The 14,368-nt window shown below is 67.3% G+C and carries 15 protein-coding genes; 7 read left to right on the top strand and 8 right to left on the bottom strand.

Going from position 1 to position 14,368, the window contains the following annotated elements:
* Positions 1–145 precede the first annotated feature (145 nt).
* Both HWX62_RS29300 and HWX62_RS29295 read left to right on the top strand, forming a co-directional pair.
* Positions 146–751, top strand: a complete 606-nt coding sequence (locus HWX62_RS29300) for a nitroreductase family protein (RefSeq protein ID WP_175931977.1) — start codon at positions 146–148, stop codon at positions 749–751.
* Between the two features lie 187 nt (positions 752–938).
* Entirely contained in the window at positions 939–2,189 is a 1,251-nt protein-coding gene (locus HWX62_RS29295; protein ID WP_175931976.1) for an Hsp70 family protein, read from the top strand.
* A gap of 100 nt (positions 2,190–2,289) precedes the next feature.
* Here the strand turns inward: HWX62_RS29295 and HWX62_RS29290 are convergent, their stop codons facing one another.
* Entirely contained in the window at positions 2,290–2,493 is a 204-nt protein-coding gene (locus tag HWX62_RS29290; protein WP_006477070.1) for a cold-shock protein, read from the bottom strand.
* Positions 2,494–2,912: 419 nt separating this feature from the next.
* Between HWX62_RS29290 and HWX62_RS29285 the strand changes: the two genes are divergently transcribed.
* Positions 2,913–4,511, top strand: a complete 1,599-nt coding sequence (locus HWX62_RS29285) for an APC family permease (protein ID WP_175931975.1) — start codon at positions 2,913–2,915, stop codon at positions 4,509–4,511.
* A 111-nt stretch (positions 4,512–4,622) separates the two neighbouring features.
* Here HWX62_RS29285 and HWX62_RS29280 read toward each other — a convergent pair whose 3' ends face one another.
* From HWX62_RS29280 to HWX62_RS29250, 7 genes are all read right to left on the bottom strand, one after another.
* Positions 4,623–5,414 (bottom strand): class III extradiol ring-cleavage dioxygenase, encoded by a 792-nt coding sequence (locus HWX62_RS29280; protein ID WP_175931974.1) that lies wholly within the window; start codon positions 5,412–5,414, stop codon positions 4,623–4,625.
* 202 nt (positions 5,415–5,616) lie between these two features.
* Positions 5,617–6,213: a UbiX family flavin prenyltransferase gene (locus tag HWX62_RS29275; RefSeq protein WP_034183704.1), complete on the bottom strand. Its 597-nt coding sequence runs from the start codon at positions 6,211–6,213 to the stop codon at positions 5,617–5,619.
* A 24-nt stretch (positions 6,214–6,237) separates the two neighbouring features.
* Positions 6,238–6,549 (bottom strand): Grx4 family monothiol glutaredoxin, encoded by a 312-nt coding sequence (gene grxD / locus HWX62_RS29270; RefSeq protein ID WP_060965513.1) that lies wholly within the window; start codon positions 6,547–6,549, stop codon positions 6,238–6,240.
* A gap of 67 nt (positions 6,550–6,616) precedes the next feature.
* Entirely contained in the window at positions 6,617–7,459 is an 843-nt protein-coding gene (prmC, locus tag HWX62_RS29265; protein ID WP_175931973.1) for a peptide chain release factor N(5)-glutamine methyltransferase, read from the bottom strand.
* A 7-nt stretch (positions 7,460–7,466) separates the two neighbouring features.
* Positions 7,467–8,549 carry a peptide chain release factor 1 gene (prfA, locus tag HWX62_RS29260; RefSeq protein WP_059577095.1) on the bottom strand — a complete coding sequence of 361 codons (1,083 nt, stop codon included), beginning with the start codon at positions 8,547–8,549 and terminating at the stop codon, positions 7,467–7,469.
* Positions 8,550–8,641: 92 nt separating this feature from the next.
* Positions 8,642–9,940, bottom strand: coding sequence for a glutamyl-tRNA reductase (hemA, locus tag HWX62_RS29255; RefSeq protein ID WP_175931972.1), 1,299 nt, complete (start codon positions 9,938–9,940; stop codon positions 8,642–8,644).
* A gap of 26 nt (positions 9,941–9,966) precedes the next feature.
* On the bottom strand, positions 9,967–10,731 hold the full coding sequence (locus HWX62_RS29250) for a response regulator transcription factor (RefSeq protein WP_175931971.1): 765 nt from the start codon (positions 10,729–10,731) through the stop codon (positions 9,967–9,969).
* 171 nt (positions 10,732–10,902) lie between these two features.
* Between HWX62_RS29250 and HWX62_RS29245 the strand changes: the two genes are divergently transcribed.
* The 4 genes from HWX62_RS29245 (at position 10,903) to HWX62_RS29230 (ending at position 14,227) form a co-directional block, all read left to right on the top strand.
* Entirely contained in the window at positions 10,903–11,157 is a 255-nt protein-coding gene (locus HWX62_RS29245) for a hypothetical protein (protein ID WP_175931970.1), read from the top strand.
* An 18-nt stretch (positions 11,158–11,175) separates the two neighbouring features.
* Positions 11,176–12,990 (top strand): aminopeptidase P family protein, encoded by a 1,815-nt coding sequence (locus HWX62_RS29240; RefSeq protein WP_175931969.1) that lies wholly within the window; start codon positions 11,176–11,178, stop codon positions 12,988–12,990.
* A gap of 65 nt (positions 12,991–13,055) precedes the next feature.
* The gene (locus HWX62_RS29235) at positions 13,056–13,607 is read left to right on the top strand and encodes a cysteine hydrolase family protein (protein ID WP_175931968.1); all 552 of its coding nucleotides are present in this window, start codon (positions 13,056–13,058) and stop codon (positions 13,605–13,607) included.
* Positions 13,604–14,227 (top strand): HAD-IA family hydrolase, encoded by a 624-nt coding sequence (locus HWX62_RS29230; protein ID WP_175931967.1) that lies wholly within the window; start codon positions 13,604–13,606, stop codon positions 14,225–14,227. Before HWX62_RS29235 ends, HWX62_RS29230 begins: the two co-directional genes overlap by 4 nt.
* The last annotated feature ends 141 nt before the right edge of the window (positions 14,228–14,368 follow it).

Genomic DNA, 14,368 nt, shown 5'->3' with positions numbered 1-14,368 from the left:
CGGCCGGCTGCGCGGGCCGCGGCCGGCCATTGGACGTACGGCGATTTGCATAGCGCGGCAGGACCGGGCGCGCAATCGCTCAAGCGGGTATGCTTGCGTTTCGCCGGGCGTTCGCGCCCCTTCATCGATGTCAGCGAGGAACCGCATGTCCGTCAAACCTGCTCCCACCACTGTTTCGATTCACGATCTGATCGCGGGCCGCTGGAGCCCGCGCGCGTATTCGGACGAACCCGTCAGCGCCGGCGATCTCCACGCGGTGCTCGAAGCGGCACGCTGGGCGCCGTCCGCGTACAACGCGCAACCGTGGCGTTTCATCGTATTCGATCGCACCCGGGACGAAGACGCGTTCAAGCGCGCATTCGCGACGCTGGTGCCGTTCAACCAGGGCTGGAATGCGCCCGCGCCGGTGCTGATCGCGGTGACCGCGCACACGCTCACGCCGAAGGGCGAGCCGGCGCCGACCGCGCTCTACGACGCCGGCGCCGCCGCGATGTCGCTGGTGCTGCAGGCGCACGCACTGGGCCTCGCCGCGCACCAGATGAGCGGGTTCGACGCGAAGGCCTTCCGCGACGCATTCGCGATTCCGGCGGACGTCGCGATCCCGGCGATCATCTCGCTCGGCCATTACGGCAACGTCGACAAGCTCGATCCCGTGCTGCGCGATCGCGAGAAGGCGCCGCGCACGCGCCACGCGATCGGCGAAGTCGTCTACGCCGGCGCGTGGAAAAAGAGCTTCGACGCGGCAGCCTGACGCCGCAGGCGGGCAGGCTGCGTCGCGCATCCTGTCCGCGCAGGTTTCCGGCGCGCCACGCCGCGCGCCGTCGCCACCGGCGCCCGTTGCGCGGCACCGCTGGCCGGCCCCGGTTGTGATCCCGCGGGCTTCATGTTAAAAAGCCCGTCCTTTCCGTTTTCGCGCCGGCCTGCTGCGGCAATTTCCCATGACTTACTGCGCGATCGATTTCGGCACGTCCAATTCCGCCGTGGCGCTGCCCGACGGCGACGGCATGCGCCTCGCGCCCGTCGAGGGCGACCACCTGACGCTGCCCACCGCGATCTTTTTCAACAACGACGAAGAGACGGTCGAATACGGCCGGGCGGCGCTGACCTCCTATATCGACGGCTTCGACGGCCGCCTGATGCGCTCGATGAAGAGCATCCTCGGCTCGCCGCTCGCGGAAACGACGACCGATCTCGGCGACGGCAGCGCGATCGCGTACACCGAAATCATCGCGCGCTTCCTGACGCACCTGAAGCGCAAGGCCGAAGCGTGCGCGGGTGCGCCGATCGGCCGCGCGGTGCTCGGCCGGCCGGTGTTCTTCGTCGACGACGATCCGCGCGCCGACCGCCTCGCCCAAGCTCAGCTCGCGGCGGCGGCGCAATCGGTCGGCTTCGCGGACGTTCACTTCCAGTACGAACCGATCGCCGCCGCATTCGACTACGAGTCGCGTCAGCAGGCCGAGCGCCTCGTGCTCGTCGCCGACATCGGCGGCGGCACGTCCGACTTCTCGCTCGTGCGCGTCGGCCCGGACCGGATGACGCGCCTCGAGCGCAAGGACGACGTGCTGGCGCACCACGGCGTGCACGTCGCCGGTACCGACTACGACCGGCGTGTCGAGCTGGCCGCGATCCTGCCGGCATTCGGCTACCGTTCGCTCGACCCGGAAGGGCGCGAGCTGCCGAACAAGATCTACTTCGATCTCGCGACCTGGCACCTGATCAACACCGTCTACACGCCGAAGCGGATCGGCGAGCTGAAGCTGATGAAGCACCTGTACCAGGACGTGCGACAGTACGACCGGCTCACGCGCGTGGTCGAGCAGCGGCTCGGGCATGCGCTGATGGCGCGCGCGGAAGAGGCGAAGATCGGCGTCGCGGCGGGCGGGGAGACTGTGATTGACCTGAACGACGTGGAGGAAGACCTGCAGATCGCGTTCGACGCGGATCGCCTCGTCGACGCGAGCCGCGACGATACCGCGCGCATCGTCGACGCCGCGCGCGAAACGGTGCGGCTCGCGGGCGTGGCGCCGCGCGATGTCGGTGCGCTGTATTTCACCGGGGGGTCGACGGGGCTCGCATTCCTGTCGGGCGCGCTCGCCGCCGCATTCCCGGATGCGCAGCCGGTGTTCGGCGACCGTCTCGCGAGTGTCGCGACGGGGCTCGGCATTCACGCGCAGCGACTGTTCGGCTGAACGGCGGGCGGCTCGAAGGGCGAGGCCGGGCGGCGACCGGCGCCCAAAACAAAAAGCCCCGCCGAAGCGGGGCTTTTTTACACGAATGATCGCGCCAAGCTTAGACCGGACGGATGTTCGCAGCTTGCAGACCCTTCGGGCCCGTCTTCACTTCGAATTCAACCTTCTGGTTTTCTTGCAGCGTCTTGAAGCCTTCGACGCGGATTTCCGAGAAGTGCGCGAACAGATCGTCGCCGCCGCCTTCCGGGGTGATGAAGCCGAAGCCCTTTGCGTCATTGAACCACTTGACGGTACCGGTTGCCATGTTACTTGTTCCTAAAAAGATAAAACGGGGCCGAAGCCCATGGGTGCGGAAAATCAAGGAAGGGGGTAATAGGACCAACCGGAGTACCGTTGATGGGCGAACTACGAAAGAACCAATTCACTCGCCGCTTGAAATCCTGCGAAGTCCTTTATACGGCTAATCGGTCCGACGGTCAACCGTATTCCCATGCTATCAGGGTTATTGCGGAGATCAGGTTTACAAAGCTTGCAAGCGATGCGAATTTTTTGTAGGGGCCGATCGATTTTGGCGCCACGTTCGAGGTGCAACCGTTAAACTACGCGCCGCGCGGACGGGTTGCCCCGATCGGGTAACCGTCCCCCCAAGAATGCGTGCGCGGTGCTGTCCGAGCCGATCCCGGACCGCAGGCCGACCATGCTTTTTGAGACACAGGAGAGGATGTGAAGAGTTCTATTCAACGGAACATCGGCCCGTTTGCATTGATGCTGACGGGGCTGGGTTCGATTATCGGCTCGGGCTGGCTGTTCGGTGCCTGGAAGGCCGCGAAGATCGCCGGTCCGGCGGCGATCTGCGCATGGATCATCGGCGCTGTCGTGATTCTGGCGATTGCGCTGACGTATGCGGAACTGGGCGCGATGTTCCCCGAATCGGGCGGCATGGTGCGTTACGCACGCTACTCGCACGGTTCGCTGGTGGGCTTCATCAGCGCATGGGCCAACTGGATCGCGATCGTATCCGTGATTCCGATCGAGGCCGAAGCGTCGATCCAGTACATGAGCACGTGGCCGTATCCGTGGGCGCACGCGCTGTTCGTGAACGGTGAGCTGACGACACCCGGCCTGCTGCTGTCGGCCGTGCTGGTCGTCATCTATTTCATGCTGAACTACTGGGGCGTCAAGGCTTTCGCGCGCGCGAACACCGCGATCACGATCTTCAAGTTCCTGATCCCCGGCCTCACGATCCTCGGCCTGATGCTGACGAGCTTCCATTCGGAGAACCTCGGCACCGCGTCCAACGCGAGCTTCGCGCCGTACGGCTGGTCGGCCGTGCTGACCGCGGTTGCGACGAGCGGCATCGTGTTCGCGTTCAACGGCTTCCAGAGCCCGGTGAACCTCGCGGGCGAAGCGCGTAACCCGTCGCGCAGCGTGCCGTTCGCGGTGATCACGTCGATCCTGCTCGCACTCGTGATCTACGTGCTGTTGCAGATGGCCTACATCGGCTCGGTGAACCCGGCCGACGTCGCGAAGGGCTGGGCGCACTTCAACTTCTCGTCGCCGTTCGCGGAACTCGCGATCGCGCTGAACCTGAACTGGCTCGCGATCCTGCTGTACGTCGACGCGTTCATCAGCCCGAGCGGCACCGGCACGACCTACATGGCCACGACCACCCGCATGATCTACGCGATGGAGCGCAACAACACGATGCCGAAGATGTTCGGCAACGTGCATCCGATCTACGGTGTACCGCGCCAGGCGATGTGGTTCAACCTGCTCGTGTCGTTCGTGTTCCTGTTCTTCTTCCGCGGCTGGAGCTCGCTCGCGGCGGTGATCTCGGTGGCGACGGTGATCTCGTACCTGACCGGCCCGATCAGCCTGATGGCGCTGCGCCGCTCGGCGACCGACATCGAGCGCCCGCTGTCGATTCCGCTGATGAAACTGATCGCACCGTTCGCGTTCGTGTGCGCGTCGTTGATCCTGTACTGGGCGAAGTGGCCGCTGACGGGCGAAATCATCCTGCTGATGATCGTCGCGCTGCCGGTGTATTTCTACTTCCAGGCGAAGTCGGGCTGGACCGGCTGGGGCGCCGACCTGAAGGCCGCATGGTGGCTGGTCGCGTACCTGCCGACGATGGCCGTGCTGTCGCTGATCGGCAGCAAGGAATTCGGCGGTTACGGCTACCTGCCGTACGGCTGGGACATGCTGGTCGTCGCGGCGATCTCGCTGGTGTTCTACTTCTGGGGCGTGAATACCGGTTACCGGACCCAGTATCTCGACGAGCGCGAGTCGCACGACGAGATCCTCGAAGGGATCGGTGCCTGACGCCTGGCCTGCCGCCGGATTCGGCGGCGGCAGGATGCGGTGAAAAAAGCCCGCCCGAGCGATGCTCGGGCGGGCTTTTTGCTGGCCCGGCGGTTGCGCCGCCGTCCGGGTTCAGGCGTCGGCGCTCGTGAACACGTAGTTCGTCATCGCGAGCACGCGCTGGTAGGTGCCGAGCGACTGGATGCCGAGCCGGTAGTCGTCGTCCGCCGCGCCGAGCGCCGCGAAGACCGGCAGCAGGTGCTCGTCGGTCGGATGCATCAGCGCCGCGTGCGGCGCCTGCCGGCGGTAGTCGAGCAGCGCGTCGACGTCGCGCGCGGCAAGCTTCGCCTCGAACCAGTCGGTGAATTCCGCGACGCGCGGGTCCGCATCCTCGGGCGCCGCGCCGAAATCGGCGGCGCGCAGGTTGTGCGTGATCTGGCCCGAGCCGATCACCATCACGCCTTCGTCGCGCAACGGCCGCAGCGCGCGGCCGAGCGCGAAGTGATGCGCGGCGTCCGCGCGCGGCTGGATCGACAACTGCGCGACCGGCACGTCGGCTTCCGGGAACATCAGCAGCATCGGTACCCACGCGCCGTGATCGAGGCCGTGTTCGGTCGTCGCGGTCGCGATGCCGGCCGCGTTCAGCAGCGCGGCCGCGCGCTCGGCGACGTCGGGTGCGCCCGGCGCCGGATAGCGGATGTCGTACAGCGCCTGCGGGAAACCGTAGAAGTCGTGGATCGTGTCCGGATGCGCGGCGACGCTCGCGACCGGCCGTTGCGTGCCCCAGTGCGCGGACAGCATCAGCACCGCGCGCGGGCGCGGCAATTCGGCGCCGAGGTGGGTGAACGCGCCGGACGGCAGCGTCGGGTCGATCGGCAGCGTCGGGGCGCCGTGGGACAGGTACAGCGAAGGCAAGCGGTTCATGGTGGTGACCTGCGAAAGGGTTTGCCTGTGACTATAGGCGCGTACCGTGCATTGATAAATCGGCGAACCGGAATTTGATTGACGCCTGTATGTTGATAATCCGGGCGACGACAGGCTTTCGGATGCAGCTTCGCATCTAAAGGCAGAAAATAGGCGAAGTTGCTGCGTGAACCGGCGAAGATGCGCGCAGAAGCGACGCGGACTACTGCGCGTGCCGGATGCCGGCCCACGGCGTCGTGAGCGGCGCGCTGAGCGCGAACAGGTCCAGGACGCGCGTGACGGTCTGGTCGACGAGTTCCTCGATCGTCTTCGGCATCGCATAGAACGCCGGCAGCGGCGGAAAGACGATGCCGCCCATTTCGGTGACGGCGGTCATGTTGCGCAGATGCGCGAGGTTGAACGGCGTTTCGCGCACCATCAGCACGAGACGGCGGCGTTCCTTCAGCGTGACGTCGGCCGCGCGCGTGATCAGGTTGTCCGACAGCCCGTGCGCGACGCTTGCGAGCGTCTTCATCGAGCAGGGCGCGATCACCATGCCGTCGGTCGCGAACGAGCCCGACGCGATCGTCGCGCCGACGTCGCGCACCGAATGCACGACGTCCGCACGGCTTTCGACATCGGCCTTCGGCAGCTTCAGTTCATGCTGGATGTTGAGCCAGCCGGCGTTCGAAATCAGCAGGTGCGTTTCGACGCCGCCGGCGGCGCGCAGCAGGTCGAGCAGCCGCACACCGTAGATCGCGCCGGTGGCGCCGGTGATCGCGACGATCAGCCGGCGTGGCGGCGCGCTGGGAGATGCCATCGAAAAGGGGACGGGCGCCGCGTATTACGCGGCGGCGAACAGTTGCTGCAGTTCGCCCGACTGGTACATCTCCATCATGATGTCCGAGCCGCCGATGAATTCGCCCTTCACGTAGAGCTGCGGGATGGTCGGCCAGTTCGAGAATGTCTTGATGCCCTGGCGGATTTCATCGTCCTCGAGCACGTTGACCGTCTTGAACTGGTCGACGCCGCAGGCCTTCAGCACCTGCACGGCGCGGCCCGAGAAGCCGCACATCGGAAATTGCGCGTTGCCCTTCATGAAGAGCACGACCTGGTTTTCGTCGACGATTTGCTTGATACGTTGTTGGGTGTCCATGACTGACCTTGCGTTTGCGGGGCGTTAGATCGAAATGATAGCGGATTTCAACCGGGCGGGCCGGGCGTCAGGCCGGCAGGCGGCCGCCGGTCGTGCGCTCGATGGCGGCGAGATCGGCGAGCGATTCGACCGCGACGAAGCCGTGCGACACCAGGATCGCGCGCACGGCTTCGGCCTGGTCGTAGCCGTGCTCGATCCACAGCGTGCCGCCCGGTTTCAGACGGGCGCCGGCGCCCGCGACGATCGTGCGGATCGCGCTGAGGCCGTCGGCGTCGTCGGTGAGCGCGCCGCGCGGCTCGAAACGCAGGTCGCCTTGCGCGAGGTGCGGATCGTGCTGCGCGATGTACGGCGGGTTGCTGACGATCGTATCGAACGCGAGCGCCGGATCGAGCGCCGCGTACCAGTCGCTCTGCAGCCAGTGCAGCGGGCCGCCGGGGCGGTGCGCGTCGAGCAGCTTGTCCGCGTTGCGTTGTGCGACCGCGAGCGCGGCCGGCGAGCGGTCGAGCGCCCACACGCGCGTATCGGGACGCTCGGCCGCGATCGACACCGCGATCGCGCCGCTGCCGGTGCCGAGGTCGAGCACGGCCGCATGCGGCAGCCCGTCGATCGCATCGAGCGCCGCTTCGACGAGCAACTCGGTTTCGGGGCGCGGGATCAGCACGTCGGGCGTCACGTCGAACGGGCGGCCGAAGAACTCGCGCATGCCGACCAGCTGCGCGACCGGCTCGCCGGCGACGCGACGCGCTTCGAGCGCGCGGTAGCGTTCGACCGCGGCGGCGTCGAGCGGCGCGTCGCCGCGCGTGATCAGTTGCGTGCGGGTCCAGCCGAGCGCGTGCGCGAGCAGCACGCGCGCATCGACCGGGTCGAGCGGCGAGGCGCGCAGCAGGGCGTCGGCGGTGGTGTCGGGCATCGCGGCCTCAGTCGGCGTCGCCGAGCGACGCGAGCAGCTCGGCCTGGTGCTCGGTGACGAGCGCGCCGATCAGTTCGTCGAGATCGCCGTCCATGATCGCCTCGAGCCGGTACAGCGTCAGGTTGATCCGGTGGTCGGTCATGCGGCCCTGCGGGAAGTTGTACGTGCGGATTCGCTCCGAGCGGTCGCCGGAGCCGATCAGGCTCTTGCGCGTCGCGGCTTCCTTCGCATGCTGCTCGTGGTACTGCTTGTCCTTGATGCGCGCGGCGAGCACCTTCAGCGCGCGATCCTTGTTCTTGTGCTGCGAGCGGTCGTCCTGGCACTCGACGACGATCCCGGTCGGGATGTGCGTGACGCGCACCGCCGAATCGGTCTTGTTGATGTGCTGGCCGCCCGCGCCGGACGCGCGGAACGTGTCGATGCGCAGGTCGGCCGGATTGATCTCGACCTCGCCGATCTCGTCGGCTTCGGGCATGACCGCGACCGTGCACGCGGACGTATGGATGCGCCCCTGCGTCTCGGTGGCCGGCACGCGCTGCACGCGATGCCCGCCCGATTCGAATTTCAGGCGCGAATACGCGCCCTGGCCCGCGATCCGCACGATCACTTCCTTGTAGCCGCCGAGATCCGACGGGCTTTCCGACATCATCTCGACCTGCCAGCGCTGGCGCTCCGCGAAGCGCAGGTACATGCGCAGCAGGTCGCCCGCGAACAGCGCCGATTCGTCGCCGCCCGTACCCGCGCGGATTTCGAGGAAGATGTTGCGGTCGTCGTTCGGGTCCTTCGGCAGCAGCATCTTCTGCAGCTCGGTCTCGAGGCGCGCCATGCCCTCGCGCGCGCTGCGGATTTCGTCTTCCGCGAAATCGCGCATCGACGGGTCGGCGAGCAGCTCCTGCGCGGCCGTTTCGTCGCTGCGCGACTGGCGCCATAGCGCGTATTGCTCGACGACCGGGCCGAGTTCCGCATGTTCGCGCGTCAGCTTGCGGTACTGGTCGAGGTCGGCCGTGACGTTTTCGCGGCTCAGCAGGTCGTTCAGTTCGGCCAGCCGTGTGGAAAGCTGGTCGAGCTTGCGTTGCATGCTCGTCTTCATGGTGTGGAGCGGCGCTCCCGGGCAAGGGTATTCGGAAAGGATAGGCCGGCGGCAGCACGACGACCGGCCGGCGGCAGGGCGACCGAGCGGCGCTAGTGGCCGGACTGGTCGTTCGAGCGCGGCGCGTGCTGGTAGAAGCCGCGCATCAGGTCGATCAGCGAATCGCGATCGGCGCCGTTGACGCGGTTGAGCGCGCTCGTCGGGCCGTGGATCAGCTTGTTGGTCAGCGCCTGCGACAGGGCTTCGAGCACGGCGGCCGGATCTTCACCGCGCGCGAGCAGCTTCTGTGCCTTTTCGACTTCGGCCCGGCGCAGCGCGTCGGCCTGCGTATGCATGTGACGGATCACCGGCACGACGCTGCGCGTGTCGAGCCATTGCATGAAATTCTGCACGCGCGTCTCGATGATCGCTTCGGCCTGGGCGACCGCGGCCTGGCGCGACGCGTTGCCTTCGCGCACGATCGCGCCGAGATCGTCGACGGTGTACAGGAACACGTCCTTCAGCTTGCCGACTTCGGGCTCGATGTCGCGCGGCACCGCGAGGTCGACCATGAAGATCGGCCGGTGGCGGCGCGCCTTCACCGCGCGCTCGACCGCGCCGAGGCCGATGATCGGCAGCGTCGATGCGGTGCACGACACGATGATGTCGAATTCGTGCATGCGCGCGGGCAGGTCGGCCAGCGGCATCGCGCGGCCGTTGAAGCGTTCGGCGAGCCGCTGGCCGCGTTCGGCCGTGCGGTTCGCGACGACGAGTTCGCGCGGGCCCTGCGCGGCGAAGTGGGTCGCGCACAGCTCGATCATTTCGCCCGCGCCGATGAACAGCACGCGCTGATCGGACACCTTTTCGAAGATCCGCTGCGCGAGGCGAACCGCGGCCGCGGCCATCGACACCGACTGCGTGCCGATTTCGGTCGTGCCGCGCACTTCCTTCGCCACCGCGAACGTGCGCTGGAACAGCTGGTTCAGATAGGTGCCGAGCGCGCCGGCTTCCGTCGCGGTGCGAACCGCGTCCTTCATCTGGCCCAGAATCTGGGTTTCGCCGAGCACCATCGAATCGAGGCCGGAGGCGACGCGAAACGCGTGCCGGACCGCCTCCGACTGCGGCAGCGCATAGACGTGCGGCGCCAGTTCGTCGACCGGAATCCGGTGATATTCCGACAGCCAGCGGAGCGCGCCTTCACGGGCCGCGCGATCGTCTGTCGCGCAATACAGCTCGGTACGGTTGCAGGTGGAGAGGATCGCCGCCTCGGGCGTATTGGGCGCCTGAGGGCCGAGAAACACGTTCTTGAACGTGACGAGAGCCGGCTTGATTTGCTCGAGCGGAAACGCCACGCGTTCGCGCAGGGCGACAGGCGCAGTGTGGTGGTTGATTCCGATCGTGAGGAGTTGCATATCGAGGGCTATCGTTTAGCCCCATATTATAGCGTTTCGGCGATTTCCTCACTCGCTGCATACCGGGCATCGGCGTGGCGGGGGCGCGAATTTGGGGGCTCGATCGGAACGCGGTCGAGCTGATAGCCGAAGCCGTAGAGCGGCAACAGCCGGTAGCCGCGCTCCGGAAGCAGATGCAATTTGCTGCGCAGCCGAGACGCGTGCGTGTCGAGCGTGCGCGACTTCATGTCGCGGCGGCGGCCCCATACCGTTTCGAGGATATGGGCGCGCGATACGGGCCGCGACACGTTCGTGAACAGCAACTGCGCGAAACGGAACTCCTTCGGCGTGAGTGAAACGATTGCGTCGCCGAAACGCACGAGGCAATGCGTGGCGTCGAATGCGTATTCGCCATACATTTCGCGCGAGCGGGTGGGCGCCCGGCGCACGCCGGCGCGCCGGCTCAGCGCGGTGACGCGCGCGAGCAGCTCGGGCCCGCTCACGGGGCGCACGACGCAATCGTCGGCGCCCGCGTGCAGGCACGACACGATTTCGCTCTCGCGCGCCGACTGCATCACGGCAATGGCCGGCAACCCGGGCAGGACCGCCTGCGCACGCGGAATGACTTCCTGCGCCGGCTGGTCGCCCGCCCAGTGGCCGATGACCAGCATGTCGCAGGTATTGTCGGCGGCGAGCCACTCGAAGAATGCGGCGCTGGATGGAAACGCGTGGCATACATGACCGCCCGCGAAGAGCAGGTGGTTCAGGAGTGCGGCATGACGCGACTCCGGATCGATCAGAGCGATTCGCATGAGAATTTCTTCAATACGGCAGCCGGTGTGCGCTTGCCATAACGTCGAGTCGGCCCCTACACTCGAATGTTCGCGGCGCCCGGCTGGTCTCGGGTTCGATGGATGAATCGATGCTAGCCGCTGGCAACGTTCACGCCTATGGGACGAATCTGAATTTATAGAAGGCGTCGAATGAACTGGTTTGGAATCCTTGTCCTGGGAGCGGCCGTCGGGTGGTTCGGCCGCTGGCTGCACCCGATGCGGCGCACGGGCCGGCCGGCGTGGTGGATCGCGGTGCTCGTCGGCATCGTGGGCGCGGCCGCCGCCCGCATGGTCGGCAATCTCTCGGGACTGTTTTACGATGGCGAGACGCTCGAATGGCCGGTCTGCACCGGCGTCGCGTTCCTCGCCGTAGCCGTGACGGTCGCGCTGTCGGCCCGTCGCTGAATGCTCTCAGGTGAAATCATGAATGCCCGTCTCCCCGAAGTCTCGCCGGTGCCGGCCCGTCTCGCGCTGCTGCGCGACGCCATGGCGCGCGAGAACCTGGCCGCCTATCTCGTGCCGTCCGCCGATCCCCATCTGTCCGAATACCTGCCCGAACGCTGGCAGGCGCGCCGCTGGCTGTCCGGCTTCACGGGCTCGGTCGGCACGCTGGTCGTGACCGCGGAGTTCGCGGGGTTGTGGGTCGACAGCCGCTACTGGGTGCAGGCCGACGCCGAACTGGCGGGCACGGGCGTGCAATTGATGAAGATGACGGGCGGGCAGCAGAGCGCACCGCACGTCGACTGGCTCGCGCAGAACGTGGCGGCGGGCGCGACGGTCGGGGTCGACGGCGCGGTGCTCGGCGTCGCGGCCGCGCGCGGGCTGACGGCCGCGCTGAGCGCGCGCGGCATCGCACTGCGTACCGACGTCGACCTGCTCGACGCGATCTGGCCGGAGCGGCCGGGGTTGCCCGGCGACGCGGTGTTCGAGCACGCGGCGCCGCAGGCCGACACGACGCGCGCGAGCAAGCTCGCCGAGGTGCGCCGCGCGATGCATGCGCAGGGCGCGCAGTGGCATTTCGTGTCGACGCTCGACGATCTCGCATGGCTGTTCAACCTGCGCGGCGCGGACGTCAACTTCAATCCGGTGTTCGTTGCGCACGCAATGATCGGCGCCGATCGCGCGACGCTGTTCGTCGCCGACGGCAAGGTGCCGCCGGCGCTGGCCGCGTCGCTCGCGCAGGATGGCGTCGACGTCCGCGCGTACGACGCCGCGCGTGCATCGCTCGCGGCGCTGCCTGACGGCGCGACGCTGCTGATCGACCCGCGCCGCGTGACGTTCGGCACGCTCGAGGCCGTGCCGGCCGGCGTGAAGCTCGTCGAGGCCGTGAATCCGTCGACGTTCGCGAAGTCGCGCAAGACGGCCGCCGAGATCGAGCACGTGCGCGTGACGATGGAACACGACGGCGCCGCGCTCGCCGAATTCTTCGCGTGGTTCGAACAGGCCGTCAATCGCGAGACGATCACCGAGCTGACGATCGAGGAAAAGCTCACGGCCGCGCGCGCCCGGCGCCCCGGCTACGTGTCGGCGAGCTTCGCGACGATCGCCGGCTTCAACGCGAACGGCGCGATGCCGCACTATCACGCGACGCGCGAGTCGCACGCGACGATCGCCGGCGACGGCCTGCTGCTGATCGATTCGGGCGGCCAGTACATGACGGGCACGACCGACATCACGCGCGTCGTGCCGGTCGGCACCGTCAGCGACCTGCAGCGGCGCGATTTCACGATCGTGCTGAAGTCGATGATGGCGCTGTCGCGCGCCCGCTTCCCGCGCGGCATCCGCTCGCCGATGCTCGACGCGATCGCGCGCGCGCCGATGTGGGCGGCCGGGCTCGACTACGGCCACGGCACCGGGCACGGCGTCGGCTACTTCCTGAACGTGCACGAAGGCCCGCAGGTGATCTCGCACTACGCGCCGGCCGAGCCGTACACGGCGATGGAAGAGGGGATGATCACGTCGATCGAGCCGGGTGTGTACCGCCCGGGCCAGTGGGGCGTCCGGATCGAGAACCTGGTCGTGAACCGTGCGGCCGGACAGACGGAATTCGGCGATTTCCTCGCGTTCGAGACGCTGACGCTGTGCCCGATCGACACGCGCTGCGTACTGATCGAGATGCTGCACGACGAAGAGCGCGCGTGGCTGAACACGTATCACGCGACGGTGCGCGAGCGCGTCGGCCGACACCTGAGCGGCGACGCGAAGGCGTGGCTCGACGCGCGCACGCAGCCGATCTGACGCAACGCGCGGTAACGGCCGGATCGCGATCCAGCGACGGCCGAACAAAACAGCGAGGGCAAGCAATGGCGGACACTGCGGTGATCGTGGTCGACATGCAGCGCGGGCTGGTGGAGCGGGCTCAGCCCGCGTACCGGCTCGACGAGGTCGTGTCGGGCATCAACCGGCTGACGGCGGCGGCGCGCGCGGCGAACGCGCCGGTGTGCTTCGTGCAGCACGACGGCGACGCGAGCGACGACATCGTGCCCGGCACGCCGGGCTGGGAACTGCATGCGGGGCTGGTCGTCGGTCGCGACGACTGGCGCGTGCGCAAAGAGGCGAGCGACGCGTTTCACGACACGCCGCTCGCGGCGCAGCTCGAGCGCCATGGCATCCGTTCGGTACTGATCTGCGGCTATGCGACCGAGTTCTGCGTCGATTCCGCCGCGCGCCGTGCTGCGCTGCTCGGCTACCGGACGACCGTCGTGTCCGACCTGCACACGACGAACGAGCGCGCCCACCTGTCGGCGGCGCAGATCGTCGCGCACCATCACTTCATCTGGAACAACAATTCGCTGTCGGGCAACGCGGTGACGCCGCGTCCGCTCGCGGACGTGCTCGCGACGGAGTTCGCATGACGATCAAGGCCGTGGTGTTCGATTTCGGCGGCGTGCTGATCGACTGGAGCCCCGAGTACCTTTACCGCGAACTGATTCCCGACGCCGCCGAGCGCCGCTGGTTCCTCACGCACGTGTGCGCGATGGACTGGGTGGTCCGCCAGGACGGCGGGCAGACGATCGAGGAAGGCACGGCCGAACTCGTCGCGAAGTTTCCGGAGCACGAAGCGCTGATCCGCGCGTTCTACGCGCGCTGGCACGAGATGATCGGCGGCGTGCTCGAAGAAGGCGCGGCGCTCGTCGACCGGCTGGACGCACAGGGAATGCCGCTGTTCGGGCTGACGAACTGGTCCGCCCAGACGTTTCCGTACGCGTGGGACAACTTCCCGGTGCTGCGCCGGTTCAAGGACATCGTCGTGTCGGGCCGCGTGAAGCTCGTCAAACCCGATCCGGCGATCTATCGCGAGATGCATGCGCGGATCGATCCGCACCTGCCCGGCATCGCGCCGCACGAGCTCGTGTTCATCGACGACAACGCGAACAACGCCGCGGCTGCGACGGCGCTCGGCTGGCACGGCATTCATCATACGAGCGCGGCGGCGACCGAGGCGCGGCTGCGCGAGCTGGGCGCGCTCGCGTAAGCGGCGGGGCGAGCGCCAGGCGGATGAAAAAAGCGGGCCATCGGCCCTAATGCCGTTCAGTTAAGAACTGAACGGCATTTTTGTTTTGGGTGTTGTAAACGATGATGGGGGCTGTTAACCTGCGTCGCCATGCTTGATGAC

Source organism: Burkholderia sp. BCC0506, from assembly GCF_902833145.1.
Taxonomy (GTDB): Bacteria; Pseudomonadota; Gammaproteobacteria; order Burkholderiales; family Burkholderiaceae; genus Burkholderia.
The sequence above is the reverse complement of the archived record's forward strand: the minus strand, read 5'-3'. Positions and strand labels throughout refer to the sequence as shown.

Excerpts from the sequence above, each read along its gene's own strand:
- HWX62_RS29230 (WP_175931967.1), top strand. The coding sequence starts at position 13,604 with ATGACGATCAAGGCCGTGGTGTTCGATTTCGGCGGCGTGCTGATCGAC.
- prmC (WP_175931973.1), bottom strand. The coding sequence starts at position 7,459 with ATGCCCGACACCACCGCCGACGCCCTGCTGCGCGCCTCGCCGCTCGAC.
- HWX62_RS29290 (WP_006477070.1), bottom strand. The coding sequence starts at position 2,493 with ATGGCAACCGGTACCGTCAAGTGGTTCAATGACGCAAAGGGCTTCGGC.
- HWX62_RS29295 (WP_175931976.1), top strand. The coding sequence starts at position 939 with ATGACTTACTGCGCGATCGATTTCGGCACGTCCAATTCCGCCGTGGCG.
- hemA (WP_175931972.1), bottom strand. The coding sequence starts at position 9,940 with ATGCAACTCCTCACGATCGGAATCAACCACCACACTGCGCCTGTCGCC.
- HWX62_RS29245 (WP_175931970.1), top strand. The coding sequence starts at position 10,903 with ATGAACTGGTTTGGAATCCTTGTCCTGGGAGCGGCCGTCGGGTGGTTC.
- HWX62_RS29280 (WP_175931974.1), bottom strand. The coding sequence starts at position 5,414 with ATGAACCGCTTGCCTTCGCTGTACCTGTCCCACGGCGCCCCGACGCTG.
- HWX62_RS29275 (WP_034183704.1), bottom strand. The coding sequence starts at position 6,213 with ATGGCATCTCCCAGCGCGCCGCCACGCCGGCTGATCGTCGCGATCACC.
- HWX62_RS29300 (WP_175931977.1), top strand. The coding sequence starts at position 146 with ATGTCCGTCAAACCTGCTCCCACCACTGTTTCGATTCACGATCTGATC.
- HWX62_RS29235 (WP_175931968.1), top strand. The coding sequence starts at position 13,056 with ATGGCGGACACTGCGGTGATCGTGGTCGACATGCAGCGCGGGCTGGTG.
- HWX62_RS29250 (WP_175931971.1), bottom strand. The coding sequence starts at position 10,731 with ATGCGAATCGCTCTGATCGATCCGGAGTCGCGTCATGCCGCACTCCTG.
- grxD (WP_060965513.1), bottom strand. The coding sequence starts at position 6,549 with ATGGACACCCAACAACGTATCAAGCAAATCGTCGACGAAAACCAGGTC.
- prfA (WP_059577095.1), bottom strand. The coding sequence starts at position 8,549 with ATGAAGACGAGCATGCAACGCAAGCTCGACCAGCTTTCCACACGGCTG.
- HWX62_RS29240 (WP_175931969.1), top strand. The coding sequence starts at position 11,176 with ATGAATGCCCGTCTCCCCGAAGTCTCGCCGGTGCCGGCCCGTCTCGCG.